The sequence below is a fragment of the Martinezella sp. CNPSo 3957 genome, assembly GCF_057784395.1.
In genome coordinates this window covers 1-14098 of sequence record NZ_JBXSOU010000005.1, presented here as the reverse complement: position 1 = coordinate 14098, position 14098 = coordinate 1, and the positions used below count along the sequence as shown (strand labels likewise).

Genomic DNA, 14098 nt, shown 5'->3' with positions numbered 1-14098 from the left:
TGGTTTTGCCTAAAATGGAAGTGTTAATCATACGCTTGCTAACAGGTTTTTTATCGGTGTAAAACGCCAAGCGCATACTACATCTAGTGCAAATCGCACCCTTATGGTTAATCAATTATTAATTTCCGTCACTCATTTCCGACAGTTGTTCGTGATTCGCCCGATTCGTACCCATAGGTCATCGAAACACCACACTGATTCGGAGGCGGACGAATGATCGTAGTGGTTGATGAGCGAGAGCTCGTTAAAGACGGATACACATCACTCTTTGGGCGCGAGGGCATCCCTTCGACGGGATTTGATCCGCGTGAATTTAGCGAATGGGTCTCGACCGCGGCAGAGGGCGACATTGCCGCGGTCGAAGCCTTCCTGATCGGACAGGGGCAGCAAGTGCTCGAGCTTCCGAGGGCGATTCGCGACCGGACGGCGGCACCTGTCATCGCGGTCAGCGACCAGCCCTCGCTGGAAGCCACGCTTGCACTCTTTGATTGCGGCGTGGACGATGTCGTGCGCAAGCCGGTCCATCCTCGCGAAATCCTGGCCAGGGCGGCGGCGATCCGCCGCCGGTTGAAGGCGATCAACAACTATACCGATATCGGTCCCATCCGCGTCTTCGCAGATGGTCGCGATCCGGAAATCAACGGTTCCGTATTCGCCCTGCCGCGCCGCGAGCGCCGCATCCTCGAATATCTGATCGCCAATCGCGGCCGTCGCGTGACGAAGACCCAGATCTTCAACGCCATTTACGGCATCTTCGACGAGGAAGTCGAAGAGAACGTCGTCGAAAGCCATATTTCCAAGCTGCGCAAGAAGCTGCGCAAGAAGCTCGGTTTCGATCCGGTCGATTCCAAACGCTTCCTCGGTTACTGCATCGACTGGAGCTGATACTGCCAGTCGTGCATTCCAAATGTTAAAGCCTGCTGATAAGCCCGGAAATCCCTTGATTTCCGGGCTTATTCTTTTTGCGGTGCGTGGACAATAACAGCACGAATAGGTGCGCCTTCCCTTACCATATGCGGCGTAATAACGAGCGGTGATACCTCTCGCACGAGACTTGCGACGACGCTTTTCGCGATGATCGTTTTTTCGTTTTCTCAGACAGCTTCACGCAAGGCCCGCCACCTACTCTCAGTCGTATGAAGGATAACGAGGATTCCAGATGAGGAATTTCGGCAGCAGAGAGACCGCGTTTGCGGAAGTGAGTGCAGAGGCAGCCCGCCTCAGCGCCGCTTCTGATCGCCGTATCAATGTGCGCGGATTTCTCTGGGCGAGCCGTCCGTCCGTTGCCAACGACAATCTGGTCTATTTCGCCGGCCTCGCTCCGACAGGCTATTCCGACATTTCCAGCGTCTTCGGCCGATCTGCCGCGCTAAACGAATAGGGTATCGAGTCAGTCATGTCGCTTACAACAGCTCTCAACAACGCGCAGGCAATATTCAATAATACCGGCACGCAGAGCAGCGTGGTGTCGAACAACATCGCCAACGCCAACAATACGAATTACTCGCGGCGCCAGGCAATGTTGACCACCGACATGGCCGGCGCACAGGTGGTGCAGATCTCGCGCAGCAGCGAACCTGCACTGCAGAAGGCCTATCTCAGCTCGGCGTCCTCGGATTCGGCGCAGCAACTGCTCCTGAACGCCTACAGCAATCTTCAGTCGGCAACGATTGGCGGCAACGATAATGAAGTTGCGCCGGCGACCTATTTGTCTGCATTTCAGGATGCGATGCAGAATTACGCCGGATCGCCGTCCAATGCTACGGCCGCCCAATCCGCGATCAATGCAGCCCAGAGCCTGGCCACATCTCTCAACAATGCCACGACGGCAGTACAGGGCGCTCGCGCCGACGCCGACAAGCAAATCAAGTCCGACGTCGATACGCTGAACAGCCTTCTCAAGCAGTTCCAGACGGCCAACGAGGCGGTAAAATCGGCCACGGCGGCTGCCAATCCCACGTCGAGCGCGCTTGCCGACGCCATGGATCAGCGCGATTCGATCCTGAACCAGATCTCGAAGATCGTTGGCGTGACGACGGTGACGCGCGGCAACAACGACATGGCGCTCTATACCAGCAGCGGAACGACCCTGTTCGAGACCATTCCGCGCACGGTGACGTTCAAGTCGACGGATACGTATACGGCGGCCACTCCGGTTCCCGGCAACAGCGTCTATATCGACGGCGTTGCTCTGACCCCGGGCCAGAGTGCGAATACGACGGCGCAAGGCACTCTGCAGGCGGCGCTTCAGATCCGCGACGACGTTGCGCCGACCTATCAGAAGCAGCTCGATGAGATCGCCAGAGGGTTGGTTACGGTCTTTGCGGAAACGAACAGCAATCCTTCCAAGCCTACATTGCCGGGTCTTTTTACCTGGAGCGGCGGCACTATTCCTGCCAGTGGGACCGCGGTCACCGGCTTGGCCGGCTCGATCACCGTTAATTCGAAATTAATCACATCCCAAGGTGGCGATCCGTCGTTGCTGCGAGATGGTGGTATCAATAATAGCGCGACTGAGACCGGTTATACGAAGAATACCAGCGGCGGCAGCGGCTATTCCACACAGCTTGATGCCTTCATTACGGCAATGAATGCGAAGATGGCGTTCGATCCTACCGCAGGCTCCAGCACCAATGCCAGCCTGATGGATTATTCAGCCAGCTCCATTGGCTGGTTGGAAGGCCAGCGCAGTACGGCGACGACCGCGGCGGAAAATACGTCCGCCGCTCTTTCGCGCTCTTCGGGCGCCTATTCGAATGCGACCGGCGTCAGTCTCGATGAAGAGCTGACACTGATGATGGATATTGAGCAGTCCTACAAGGCTGGAACAAAGATACTGAACACCGTCAACCAGATGCTTCAAGCTGTACTGGACCTTGCGAGCTAAGCCATGAAACTCTCTTTCATTTCGAGCACAGCCATTCAGAATGCCATGCGGCAGACCGTCCGCCAGGCGCAAAATGAGATGACGAGCGCCTCTACGGAGGCGACCACTGGCGTTTACGCCGATATCGGTGTTTCGCTCGGCGGCAGCACGTCGCTCAATGTCAACCTGACGCGGGAAGTGTCCCGTATCGACTCGATCCTCAGCAGCAATTCCATTGCCAACCAGCGGATGACAACCTCGCAGACCGCCCTGACCGGCATGGGCACGCAGGCGCAGAAGCTGATGGATCAACTGGTGGCGCTGAGCGGCAACACCGACGGCAGCAGCGTCGCCCTGGCGCAGCAGGCGGCAACATCGACCCTGTCGAACGTCATCGCTTCCGCCAATACGATGGTGAACGGCGAGTATCTCTTTGCCGGAACCAATACCGACGTCCAGCCGATGACGGATAAATCCGCTGCAACGAACGCGCAGATTCTGTCGGACCTGACGACCTACATGTCCGGCCAGTCGCCGGCGGTAACCGCGGCGACCATATCTGCGGCCCAGATAACCGATTTCATTAAGACCAAGGTCGAGCCGATGTTCACGTCCGACGCCAGCTGGTCGAGCTGGTCGAGTGCGTCCGATCAGAATATGACCAGTCGCATCAGCAATTCGGAAGTCATCGAAAGCTCGACGAATGCGAATTCGTCCGGCATCCGGTATCTGGCGCTCGCGACCAGCGTGACCAACGCGCTCATGGGCACGCCTCCCGGCCTCAATCAGAGCGCCGTGAACGCCGTCACGCAGCAGGCCATCAGCTATACGCGTCAGTCGGTTGACGGGCTGAACAGCCAGGCAAGCCAGCTCGGCCTGTCGCAGTCGCGCCTATCCGATGCGAATACGACGCTCAACGCTCAGAAGACCATTCTCACCACCAGCATTGGTGACCTGACCGGAGTCGACCCCTATGAGGCGTCGACGAAGGTCAACAGTCTCCAGACGCAACTCCAAACGGCTTATACCATTGTTTCCAAGATCCAGCAGTTAAGCCTTGTAAATTACCTTTGATGATCAAAGGGATGTAATGACCAGGAAGGATGCATGAATGTATCAGTTCTCATATGCGGAAGTCATGCAGGACGCTGTGGCCGACGCCAAGGAACGAGAACGGCAAGTTCTGGACCGGTCGATAGCTCTTCTCTCCGCGGCCCGCGATGCGGAAAAATACGGTCGTGAAGCGATCGAGGCTCTCTTCTATACGCGTCGCGTATGGGTGAGCTTCGTCGACGACCTTAAAAGCCCGGAGAACCAGCTCAATGTCGAACTGCGTGCCAACCTTATCTCGATCGCCATCTGGATTTTGAAGGAATGCGACCGAATTCGGCTGCGCCAGTCGGAAAATTATCAAGGCATCATAGATGTCACCACCATCATCAGGGATGGACTTAAATGAAAAGTACGCTTCGCATATCGCTCAAAGCCGGGGAAAAGATCTTTATCAACGGGGCCGTCCTGCGTGTCGATCGCAAGGTTGCTCTGGAGTTCCTGAATGATGTGACATTCCTGCTCGAAAACCACGTGCTTCAGCCCGAGGAGGCGACAACGCCTCTGCGCCAGCTCTATTTCATCGCGCAGATGATCCTTATCAATCCCGAGGGCAAGGAGCAGTCGACGGCGATGTTCCGCAAATCGATAGTCATGCTGCTGTCGTGCTTCCACAATGAGGAAGTGCTGGCCGAACTCAAGCGCATCGACGGGCTTGTCTCCACCGGCCGCGCCTTTGACGCGCTGAAGGCGATCCGCAGCCTGTACGCGATAGAGGATCAGATTCTGAACAGCCAGGAAATGCCGGCGGCAACGATCGAGCACATCCGCCGGGAGATCGCTCCATGGCAGCGGTAGACAGCGTCGCCAGCAGCACCAGCACCAACTCTTCGAACACTGCCAGCAATGCTGCCGCCGCATCCTCAAAGGCTACTTTGAACTACAACGATTTCCTGCAGCTCCTCATCGCGCAGATGAAGAACCAGGATCCGACCAGTCCGATGGATGCCAGCCAGCAGATTTCCCAGCTGGCGAGCTTCTCCCAGGTGGAGCAGCAGATCCAGACGAACTCGCATCTGGAAACCGTGCTGCAGAACCAGTGGATCTCGCAGGCCTCGGATTACATCGGCAAGCAGATCATGAGCGCCGACGGCAAGACCACCGGCACGATCAAGCAGGTAAGCGTCTATACGGACGGTATCATTGCCGAAACCAATGCCGGCGACAAGATTCTGATCCAGGCCGGCGTGACGATCGCTCCGGCGGGCACGACCATTGATACCTCGCCCACGTCGAGCGATAGTAGCAACAGTGATTCGTCGTCGAATACGGATCAGACCAGCGGCACATGACGTGCCGCTGAACCGGGAGTGGACAGGTTATGAATGAAGCCGATGCATTGGATATTTTCCAGGCGGCGATCTGGACAGTGCTTGTGGCTTCCGGTCCGGCCGTCATCGCCGCCATGGTCGTCGGTCTGGTCATCGCGCTGATTCAGGCGCTCACCCAGGTGCAGGAGGCGACCTTGACCTTCGTGCCGAAGATCGTCGCCGTCATGGTCACGATCGGCATCTCGGCGCCATTCGTCGGTGCACAGATTTCGATCTTCACCAATCTCGTCTTCTCCCGCATTCAATCGGGTTTCTGAAATAGATCCGAAGACGCCTCCGGCGTCAGGATCGCGCTTGTCGACGGCATCGGCCATGCTCGCGCAAGCTTCGGCCTTTAGAGGTCGGTTCCACTAGAGCATTTCCAGGAAAAGTGCGTAGCGGTTTTCCGTCCGGAATGCGTAGGGAACAAGAAGATAGAGCGTTTTCGCGATTCGAAGAAAAGCGGAAATGCTCTAGGGCACACGGGTCAGCCGTTTGCCTCCTCTCATGAAGAGACGGAACCGGTCGATGGCACAACCACCCGCAATAGCACTCCCCAAAGCCAATCCTAGCGTCCGCGATATCGGGTTTGCCCTCGGTATCATGGTCATCCTGTGCGTGCTGTTCCTACCGATTCCGCCGTTTCTGATCGACCTTGGATTGGCTTTCTCGATCGCCCTTTCCGTGCTGATCCTCATGGTGGCGCTCTGGATCAAGAAGCCCCTGGAATTCTCGTCCTTTCCGACGATCTTGCTGATCGCCACGATGACGCGCCTGGCGCTGAACATCGCCACGACCCGCGTCATCCTTTCGCACGGTTATGAAGGGCATGATGCGGCCGGCGGCGTCATTGCCGGTTTTTCCAGCCTTGTCATGTCGGGCGATTTCGTCATCGGCCTGATCGTCTTCCTCATCCTCATCACCATCAACTTTATCGTCATCACCAAGGGTGCGACGCGTATCGCCGAAGTCGGCGCCCGCTTTACCCTGGATGCCATCCCCGGCAAGCAGATGGCGATCGACGCCGACCTTTCGGCCGGCCTCATCGATGAGAAGGAAGCGCAGCGCCGCCGCCGCGAACTGGAAGAGGAAAGCTCCTTCTTCGGTGCGATGGACGGTGCATCCAAGTTCGTACGCGGTGACGCGGTTGCCGGTCTTCTGATTACCTGCATCAACGTCTTCGGCGGCATTATCATCGGCTATTTCCGTCATGGCATGCCGATCGGCCAGGCTGCGGACGTTTTCGTGAAGCTTTCCGTCGGCGACGGTCTGGTGTCGCAGATGCCGGCCCTCATCGTCTCGCTTGCTGCCGGCCTTCTCGTTTCGCGCGGCGGTACGTCCGGCTCGACCGACCAGGCCGTCGTCAATCAGCTGAGCGGCTATCCGCGCGCGCTCGCCGTCTCTGCGGTCCTCATGGGCATCCTGGCCATCATGCCGGGCATGCCCTTCCTTCCCTTCGTTTTTCTCGGCGGTCTGATGGCCGCCGGTGCCTGGTTCATTCCGCGTCAGATCGAGGCCGAGAACAAGCTTCGCCGCGACGCCGAGGAGCAGAAGGTGATGCAGACGAAGGAAATGGAAAAGGATTCGGTCAAATCGGTGCTGAAGACCGCAGAGATCGAACTGGCGCTCGGCAAGATCGTCTCCACCCGCCTGCTCGGCGCCCATCAGGAACTGGCTTTCCGCGTCGGCAAGATGCGCAAGAAGTTCGCGACGCAATATGGCTTCGTCGTGCCGGAGATCAAGGTGATCGACGACATGGCGATTGCCGACAAGTCTTATCAGATCCGCATCCATGGCACGACGATCGCCTCCAACATGCTGCGCGTCGGCGAAGTGCTCGTCGTCACCGGCTCCGGCCGCAAGCCGACTGTTCCGGGCGACGAGATCCGCGAACCCGCTTTCGGCATGCCGGCCTTCTCTGTCCTCGAAGCCTTTGCCGAGGATCTGAAGCGCGAAGGCTTCCAGCCGATCGACAATGTCTCCGTCGTGCTCACCCATATGAGCGAAGTCATCCGCAACAACCTGCCGGCGCTGCTGTCCTACAAGGACGTGAAGGTCCTGATCGACCGTCTCGATCCAGAATACAAGAAGCTCGCCGACGAAATCTGCTCGTCGCATATGTCCTATTCCGGCCTGCAGGCGGTGTTGAAGCTGCTGCTTGCCGAGCGTGTCTCGATCCGCAATCTGCATCTCATCCTGGAAGCCGTTGCGGAACTGGCGCCACATGTGCGCAAGACCGAGCAGATCGTCGAGCACGTGCGTGTCCGCATGGCACAGCAGCTCTGCGGCGATCTGGCCGATAACGGCGTGCTGCGCGTCCTGCGCCTTGGCAGCAAATGGGACCTCATCTTCCATCAGGCGCTGAAGCGCGACCAGAAGGGCGAAGTCGTCGAATTCGATATCGATCCGCGCAGCCTGGAAGAGTTCAGCGAGCAGGCGGGCAAAGTTATCCGTGAATACATGGACCGGGGCATGCCCTTCGTTCTTGTCACGTCGCCGGAAACGCGCTCCTATGTGCGCATGATCATCGAACGCCTGTTCGCGACGCTTCCGGTCCTGTCGCATGTGGAATTGGCCAAGGGGATCGAGATCAAGATTCTAGGTTCGATTTCATGATATCCGATCCCCAGGGGACCATTCTGGCGCTGTTCGTCGCCTTCTGCCGCATCGGCGGCTGCATGATGGTCCTCCCGGGATTTTCCTCTGGCCGCGTTCCCCCGCAGATCAGGCTGTTGCTTTCCGCGGCCCTGACGATGGCGATCCTGCCATTGCTCTGGAACACGATCTATCCCGAGGTGTCGAAGGGCGATGCGAACTATATCGGCCTCATCTTCACCGAAACCGTCATCGGATTGATGTATGGGATGATGGCTCGCATCTATACGCTGGGCCTGCAGTTTACCGGCACGGTCATATCGATGCTGATCGGCTTCAATGCGCCCGGCGGTGCCGACCTCATCGAGGAATCGAGCGAGACATCGCTCACCAGCCTCATTAGTTTTTGCGGGCTGATGATCCTCTTCATTCTGGACTTTCACCATTATGTTTTGCAGGCGCTGGTCGATTCCTATTCGGTCATTCCCTTCGGCGGGCATATCGAGCCGCGCGCGGCACTGATCTCCATCACCGACACGCTGGCGACGACCTTCTTCATCATGCTGCGGCTGGCAAGCCCTTTCCTGCTTTACGGCCTGATGTTTCAGATTTCGATCGGTTTCATCAACAAGCTGGCGCCGCAGATTCCGATCTATTTCATTTCGACGCCCTATCTGCTGATGGGAGGGCTGTTCATGCTCTATGTCAGTATTGCGGCGTTGGTCAGTCAGTTTTCCAATGCGTTCCTGACTGTCTTCAACGGGCATTAGCCGTAAATGACACAAGGGCGAACACCGATTCGAGTGCAGCTGGAACAAGGCGACCCGGGGTAGATAGCGATGGCTGAGAAAAACCGGTCCGAAAAACTGAAGCGCCTCGTCGCGGTGCAGCGCCATTTGGAACGGATGGCGGAAAGCGAGCTGGCCGATACCACCCGACAGCGGTCGGAAGTCACCGAATCGATGGAACGGGTCATGGTCGCCATCGGCTCCGTTGATCCCGTTCACATGGCATTCTCGATCCATTACGCCGAGCGCTATGGCCGCCTGATGATCCGGGACCAGCAGCTGGAAAGCATCCAGACGCTCATTCAGATGAAGGTCCAGCAGGAGCGCACCAAAGGCGACAGGCTGGAAGAGCACATGAAGGATGCCCGCGAGCAGGAAACGCGGGAGGCGGACGACAATGCCGTCTACGACATCATCGATCAGCGCTTCGCCGGCGCAACGCCAGCCTCCAGCAAGGTTCAAAAACCATAATCATCGCGATCATGGAACAGGATTCGCAGCGTTGGGTTGCCGATCCGTTTTGACAGTTTGATTCGACATGCCCTGACGCGAGCGCCGAGCCGCTTGCGTCAGGGCATGCGAGAGCAGAAGGAGACGTGACATGGCTATTTCGCCTCCGAGTGATTTGGTCCTTGATGTCGTCAAGGCCGCCAATCCCGCCGATGTCGAGGCCGCGCAGGCCAAGCTTGCCGCCAACCGTGCCGCTTTTGCCGCCACCAGCCTTGCCGAAAACGGCAACGGCTTCGGTGCGACGGTGGATGCGATGAACAGCGCCGCCACCCAGGCGGGCCTTGCCAATGCCAATACGCATGTGACCGGAACCAAGGTTCCGCAGGCCTATCGCAAGTTCGAGTCCATGGTGCTGCAGAACTTCGTGAAGAACATGTTGCCGAGCAGCGAAACGCTCTACGGCAAAGGCTCTGCCGGCGAGATCTGGAAGGGCATGATGGCCGAGCAGCTGGGCGATACGATCTCCAAGAATGGAGGCGTGGGCATCGCCGAAAAAATGTACAAGGAACAGGTCGACAAGATGCGCAATACCGGCGCGATCCATGCAGCGACCGATGAGAACGACAAGAAAATGGCGCTCAGCGCGATTACCGATTTTCAGCGCAAGACGCTGGCCGCTGCCAATGCCGATAACGACGGCAACACCAGCATCACCAACCAGAATTCGTTGACGTCCCAGAAAGCATGAGCGAGGTAACAAACATGGAAATGATGTCGCAGGACTATCGGATCAAGTCTGTCCTTGGCCGCCTGGAGATGATTATTGACAATGAGAACACCCGGATCGGCACCGACCCGGAATTCGATCTCAAGGTATCGAACGCACATAAGAGCCGCTGCCTCTACGAGTTGTCGATGCTCTTTCGCGATACCGATCCGGCCGATCTCGCTGCCGCCCACATCGAACAGCTGCATGATCTGAAGAAGAAGCTGGTTCTGAACGCTCGCCGGGTCGAGGCGCATCTCGAGGCTGTGCGTGCAGTCGCCGACATCTTGAAGAATGCCGTACAGAATGCCGATGGGGACGGCACCTATTCGCAGGAGCAATTCCGCGTCCGTGAGGCCGGATGATCAAGCTCGTTATCACCGGCCTGTGGGTCTGCGCCGTAACATTGGCCTCGGTCTATTTTTCGGTGCAGGTTGCGACGGCACCCGCGATCAGCCCTGACGATGCCAAGAAGGCGCAGCAGGAGCTCGTCAAGGGCGAATCGATCAACGTTCCCGTTATCGCCAACGGCCAGGTGACCGGCTATTTCCTGACGCGCATCTCCTTCATGATGGAGAAAGGCAAGGCGAATGCTCTGCAGATCCCCCTGCCGGAGCTGACGACGGACGAACTCTTTTCGCTGCTGATCGGCAACAAGACGATCGACATCGCTCATGCGCAGAATTTCGATATTGCCGCCTTCCGTGCCGATCTCAAAAAACGGATGAACGAGCGACTTGGTGGCGACTACGTCGCCGATGTGCTGATCGAGCAGCTCGACTATCTTTCCAAAGAAGAAACCCACGGTGGGGAAACTGTGGGCAAGAGGACGGTCAAGCCCGTCAAGATCGTGCAGGATGCGGCAAAGGACAAAGTGCCGGTCGAGTGAGATCTCTGGACGGCACGGCGATAAACGTAAGTAATTTCTTACATTCTATCGGTATGCCTAACAAACTCCTGATAGCTTCCAGCAAATCCAACCTTCCTTCCTAACGGAAAGTTGGATTTGTCTTGCTATAAACTCCTACAAGCCATGCCTCCCAGTCGCCGCACCGATGAACGGTGAGGGGCATGCGCTTTATGCGTACTGGCATCATGCGCGTCAGCGATGCCAGGCAGGAGGGTGTTGGATTGAACCAGGTAGCCGATTTTGCCGTCGCCGCGTCACGCCGCATGATCTTCGATCTGCCGGTATGCGATCTCGACTGGGATGACGCGCTGACCTTCGTCAACGAACTTGCTTCCCTGCCGGTCGGACAGACGTCGATCTCCTTCGTCAATGCGCATAACATGCTTATCATGCTGCGCGATGAAACCTACCGTAGTGTTCTCGAACGCAATCTGGTGCTTCCCGACGGCGTCGGCCTCGACATCGCCTCACGCGTTGCTCATGGCGAACGCTTCCCCGCCAATTTGAACGGCACCGATTTCGTCCCCGCGCTGCTGACATTCATGGAACGGCCGAAACGGATCGGCCTCTTGGGCGGCAAGCGCTCCGTCGTCGAAAAGGCAGCCGAGAGATTTCGCCGGCATGCTCCCTGGCACCAGTTCGTCGTCGTATCGGACGGCTTCTTCGATCCGGCCCGGAGCAGCGCAGTCACGGCGGAAATAAGCCGCCAGAAGATCGATGTGCTGATCGTCGGCATGGGCACGCCCTTGCAGGAAAAATGGGTCGCCGAGCATGTCGGCCCGCAGCACGCCCGTCTTGTCCTGACCGTTGGCGCCCTGTTCGATTTCATTTCCGAGACTGTGCCGCGGGCGCCACGCCTCGTGCGCGCGATGCGCAGCGAGTGGCTGTTCCGTCTCGTGCTGGAGCCGGGCAGGCTCTGGCGGCGCTATATGCTGGGCATACCGCTATTCTTCTATCAGGTTGTCAGGCATCAGTTTGGCCGCAAGGAACGCGTCCTTCGCGCGGAGCCGCATCCGTTGCCGCAGCGGCGCATTGCTCCGCCGGACAAATTGGCAAGTTAGAGCATTTCCAGAAAAAATGCGTAGCGGTTTTCTGTCCGGAATGCGCAAGGAAACAAGAGCCTAAAGCGTTTTCGCGATTCGAAGAAAAGCGGAAATGCTTTGGTATTTGCGGGCTTGGCGTTAACTCTTTCTTTGGTATGAAAGTTTAGAGTGGGTTAACCATTTGCATTGGTCTCCGACCATGTGCGCGAGATAGCCCGCCATGTTTGAAAGCAAAGCCAGGACCGGATTTTATCCCCACGACGCGCAAACCTCTGAGGTTTCGCAGCGCGCTGCAACACGTGCCTCTCCTTATGGTGAAGACGATGATTTGGGTAGTGCAGCCGGTCTGCGTGCTGCCAGCGCCGACGATCCGCGGGATGCGGAACTGCGTGCTATCCTGCGCAGACGTTTGAATGGCGACCCTTATCCGGTGTCCGGCCATAGAAGATCGCAGGAGCGCGCGTCAGCAGCCGCGCAGGCCGAAAATATCTCGGACGTCTACTATGCGGAACGCCGCCGGTCGCCGGAACGGGTATCGGAACCGGCGCCCGATTTGCTGGAATTCGTGCCCGATCTGCTTGAGGGCATGCTGGAACTTCGGCCACAAGCCGCCTCCGCTTCTGTTGCCGTTGAACACATATCGCCGACTGGACGCTGGTCTCTCAGCCTCCGTGCGCTCTGTTTCGTTGCCGCAACCGCGCTGATGGGGGCGGTCGTTCCCATCCTGCTTGCGCCGCCGCCGCGTTATGTCTCGCAGGCAGTGCTCCATGCGGAAGGCGATGGCCGCGCGCGTCAGGCCCTGTTGGATGTCGCGGCAAAGCGGGTCGTTGCTCCGTCCGTATTGTCCGACGTCGTTGCCAGGATGAAGCTTGATCGCGATCCGGAATTTACCGGCAGCCGGGCGGGTGCCCTCGGCGTTGCTGTCGAGTTGCTTTCCGGCAGTGGCAACGCGTCCGACGCGCCGTCGCGCGCGCAGGCCACGCTGCGCAAAGACGTTGTCGTCGAGATCGATAGTCAGACGGGTCTGCTGCGCCTGATCGTTACGTCGGGCGATCCCGCCAGATCGGCCGATATTGCCAACCGGCTGGTTATCGCAACCCTCTATGATCCGGGTGTTGCGAAGGCGGCCGGCACGTCGCTCGGGGTTGAAACGGCGGTTGATCGCAGCCGCAAGGAACTCGATCGCGCCTCTGCCGCCCTTGCCGAATTCAAGGCGCGCTATGGCGAAGACAGGATTGCCGCGGCCGAGACACTCCGGCGGCAGCGTCAGCAGCTGGATGTGCAGATAAAGGCAGCCGATCTGGCGGTACGAACCGCCAAGGCCCGTCTCGTAGCTGTCAAATCGGCCACGCCGGCATCGGTGCTGAGCGGCGCATTGTCGGGCGATCTTTCGTCGCCAGGTCTTGATGACCTGCGCAGCCGCTACAACGCCGCAAAGTCACAACTGACACAGCTTTCTGTGCAGCTTGGCCCGCGCCATCCCCGCCTGCTGGCGCAACAGGCAACGGTCGATGATCTCGCGGCCAATATGCGCAGTCAGTTACAGCGGCTAGCCGTCAGCAGCGAGGCGGACGTGAAAGCGGCTCTGGAAAAGCAGACCGCTCTCTCGGCGCAAATGACTGCTTTTAGTCAGACGGGGAGTGATGTGGACCTCGCTCGCCTCGGGCAGCTACAGGATGCCGTGACGACAGCGCAGAGCCGCTACGAGGCCGATCAGCAGAATGCCGGCATGACGATTTCCGAAGTCAGGCCGCCGCTGACGGTATTGTCCCAGGCCGTCGCGGCCGCCGCCCCGTTGGATAATCGGCTCGTGAGCAACCAAATTGTCGGTTTCCTTACAGGTTTTGGTTTGGCACTTTGTGCCGTATTACTGCGCAAATGGCTGGCTGGTGCCGCGCCGACAGAAGATCAGGCAGCTGATGAAAGCACCATGCCGGCAGTTTACGCCGTTCGCCATGAGGATGATCTGGAACCTCAGTTATTGCCGGCGATCGCACCTGAACCACCGGCTGCTCTCGTCCATGATGTGGATCGGCTCGATGTTGCGGACGAGTGGGGCCTTATCCGGCAAGAGCTTGCATCACTGCGTGCCAAGGTCGAAACCTACGCTGTACGCAGACATCCGGACCGCGCCTGATCGTCTCATCGTTTTCCCTTGCAATTACCGCTTTCAGACACCATAGGGCGTTTGCAGGCCATTCCATGGAATGGATGGCTTGTAGATTGCCAGCGCATTCATGATCGGGAGACGAGCGTGACG

At 58.2% G+C, this 14098-nt stretch carries 16 protein-coding genes; all 16 read left to right on the top strand.

Annotated elements, in window-relative coordinates; translation table 11 throughout:
- Positions 1–213: 213 nt before the first annotated feature.
- The 16 genes from rem (at position 214) to AC13QE_RS13735 (ending at position 13975) form a co-directional block, all read left to right on the top strand.
- The gene (gene rem / locus AC13QE_RS13810) at positions 214–885 is read left to right on the top strand and encodes a transcriptional activator Rem (protein ID WP_015338820.1); all 672 of its coding nucleotides are present in this window, start codon (positions 214–216) and stop codon (positions 883–885) included.
- A 274-nt stretch (positions 886–1159) separates the two neighbouring features.
- On the top strand, positions 1160–1381 hold the full coding sequence (locus AC13QE_RS13805) for a hypothetical protein (RefSeq protein WP_488484112.1): 222 nt from the start codon (positions 1160–1162) through the stop codon (positions 1379–1381).
- Positions 1382–1396: 15 nt separating this feature from the next.
- Positions 1397–2887: a flagellar hook-associated protein FlgK gene (flgK, locus tag AC13QE_RS13800; RefSeq protein ID WP_488484111.1), complete on the top strand. Its 1491-nt coding sequence runs from the start codon at positions 1397–1399 to the stop codon at positions 2885–2887.
- A gap of 3 nt (positions 2888–2890) precedes the next feature.
- A complete protein-coding gene (locus tag AC13QE_RS13795; protein ID WP_488484110.1) occupies positions 2891–3940 on the top strand; it encodes a flagellar hook-associated family protein in 1050 nt (349 codons plus the stop codon).
- A gap of 37 nt (positions 3941–3977) precedes the next feature.
- A complete protein-coding gene (gene flaF, locus AC13QE_RS13790; RefSeq protein ID WP_106996633.1) occupies positions 3978–4325 on the top strand; it encodes a flagellar biosynthesis regulator FlaF in 348 nt (115 codons plus the stop codon).
- Positions 4322–4774: a flagellar biosynthesis repressor FlbT gene (flbT, locus tag AC13QE_RS13785; protein ID WP_112336515.1), complete on the top strand. Its 453-nt coding sequence runs from the start codon at positions 4322–4324 to the stop codon at positions 4772–4774. Before flaF ends, flbT begins: the two co-directional genes overlap by 4 nt.
- Positions 4762–5268: a flagellar hook assembly protein FlgD gene (gene flgD, locus AC13QE_RS13780; RefSeq protein ID WP_132715832.1), complete on the top strand. Its 507-nt coding sequence runs from the start codon at positions 4762–4764 to the stop codon at positions 5266–5268. The genes flbT and flgD overlap by 13 nt, the downstream gene beginning before the upstream one ends.
- 29 nt (positions 5269–5297) lie before the next feature.
- Positions 5298–5564 (top strand): flagellar biosynthesis protein FliQ, encoded by a 267-nt coding sequence (gene fliQ / locus AC13QE_RS13775; RefSeq protein ID WP_015338826.1) that lies wholly within the window; start codon positions 5298–5300, stop codon positions 5562–5564.
- Between the two features lie 250 nt (positions 5565–5814).
- The gene (flhA, locus tag AC13QE_RS13770) at positions 5815–7902 is read left to right on the top strand and encodes a flagellar biosynthesis protein FlhA (RefSeq protein WP_488484109.1); all 2088 of its coding nucleotides are present in this window, start codon (positions 5815–5817) and stop codon (positions 7900–7902) included.
- Positions 7899–8651 (top strand): flagellar biosynthetic protein FliR, encoded by a 753-nt coding sequence (gene fliR, locus AC13QE_RS13765; RefSeq protein WP_488484108.1) that lies wholly within the window; start codon positions 7899–7901, stop codon positions 8649–8651. Before flhA ends, fliR begins: the two co-directional genes overlap by 4 nt.
- Before the next feature lie 69 nt (positions 8652–8720).
- Positions 8721–9140 carry a hypothetical protein gene (locus tag AC13QE_RS13760; RefSeq protein WP_488484107.1) on the top strand — a complete coding sequence of 140 codons (420 nt, stop codon included), beginning with the start codon at positions 8721–8723 and terminating at the stop codon, positions 9138–9140.
- A 130-nt stretch (positions 9141–9270) separates the two neighbouring features.
- Positions 9271–9867: a rod-binding protein gene (locus AC13QE_RS13755; RefSeq protein WP_488484106.1), complete on the top strand. Its 597-nt coding sequence runs from the start codon at positions 9271–9273 to the stop codon at positions 9865–9867.
- Between the two features lie 14 nt (positions 9868–9881).
- Positions 9882–10250 carry a hypothetical protein gene (locus AC13QE_RS13750; RefSeq protein WP_488484351.1) on the top strand — a complete coding sequence of 123 codons (369 nt, stop codon included), beginning with the start codon at positions 9882–9884 and terminating at the stop codon, positions 10248–10250.
- Positions 10247–10774, top strand: a complete 528-nt coding sequence (locus AC13QE_RS13745) for a hypothetical protein (RefSeq protein ID WP_132715837.1) — start codon at positions 10247–10249, stop codon at positions 10772–10774. The genes AC13QE_RS13750 and AC13QE_RS13745 overlap by 4 nt, the downstream gene beginning before the upstream one ends.
- 242 nt (positions 10775–11016) lie before the next feature.
- Positions 11017–11856, top strand: a complete 840-nt coding sequence (locus AC13QE_RS13740; RefSeq protein ID WP_488484350.1) for a WecB/TagA/CpsF family glycosyltransferase — start codon at positions 11017–11019, stop codon at positions 11854–11856.
- A 310-nt stretch (positions 11857–12166) separates the two neighbouring features.
- Positions 12167–13975 (top strand): GumC domain-containing protein, encoded by a 1809-nt coding sequence (locus tag AC13QE_RS13735; RefSeq protein WP_488484105.1) that lies wholly within the window; start codon positions 12167–12169, stop codon positions 13973–13975.
- The last annotated feature ends 123 nt before the right edge of the window (positions 13976–14098 follow it).

Bases quoted from the DNA above. Each gene is read 5' to 3' on its own strand.
- rem (WP_015338820.1), top strand. From the start codon at position 214: ATGATCGTAGTGGTTGATGAGCGAGAGCTCGTTAAAGACGGATACACA.
- AC13QE_RS13805 (WP_488484112.1), top strand. From the start codon at position 1,160: ATGAGGAATTTCGGCAGCAGAGAGACCGCGTTTGCGGAAGTGAGTGCA.
- flgK (WP_488484111.1), top strand. From the start codon at position 1,397: ATGTCGCTTACAACAGCTCTCAACAACGCGCAGGCAATATTCAATAAT.
- AC13QE_RS13795 (WP_488484110.1), top strand. From the start codon at position 2,891: ATGAAACTCTCTTTCATTTCGAGCACAGCCATTCAGAATGCCATGCGG.
- flaF (WP_106996633.1), top strand. From the start codon at position 3,978: ATGTATCAGTTCTCATATGCGGAAGTCATGCAGGACGCTGTGGCCGAC.
- flbT (WP_112336515.1), top strand. From the start codon at position 4,322: ATGAAAAGTACGCTTCGCATATCGCTCAAAGCCGGGGAAAAGATCTTT.
- flgD (WP_132715832.1), top strand. From the start codon at position 4,762: ATGGCAGCGGTAGACAGCGTCGCCAGCAGCACCAGCACCAACTCTTCG.
- fliQ (WP_015338826.1), top strand. From the start codon at position 5,298: ATGAATGAAGCCGATGCATTGGATATTTTCCAGGCGGCGATCTGGACA.
- flhA (WP_488484109.1), top strand. From the start codon at position 5,815: ATGGCACAACCACCCGCAATAGCACTCCCCAAAGCCAATCCTAGCGTC.
- fliR (WP_488484108.1), top strand. From the start codon at position 7,899: ATGATATCCGATCCCCAGGGGACCATTCTGGCGCTGTTCGTCGCCTTC.
- AC13QE_RS13760 (WP_488484107.1), top strand. From the start codon at position 8,721: ATGGCTGAGAAAAACCGGTCCGAAAAACTGAAGCGCCTCGTCGCGGTG.
- AC13QE_RS13755 (WP_488484106.1), top strand. From the start codon at position 9,271: ATGGCTATTTCGCCTCCGAGTGATTTGGTCCTTGATGTCGTCAAGGCC.
- AC13QE_RS13750 (WP_488484351.1), top strand. From the start codon at position 9,882: ATGGAAATGATGTCGCAGGACTATCGGATCAAGTCTGTCCTTGGCCGC.
- AC13QE_RS13745 (WP_132715837.1), top strand. From the start codon at position 10,247: ATGATCAAGCTCGTTATCACCGGCCTGTGGGTCTGCGCCGTAACATTG.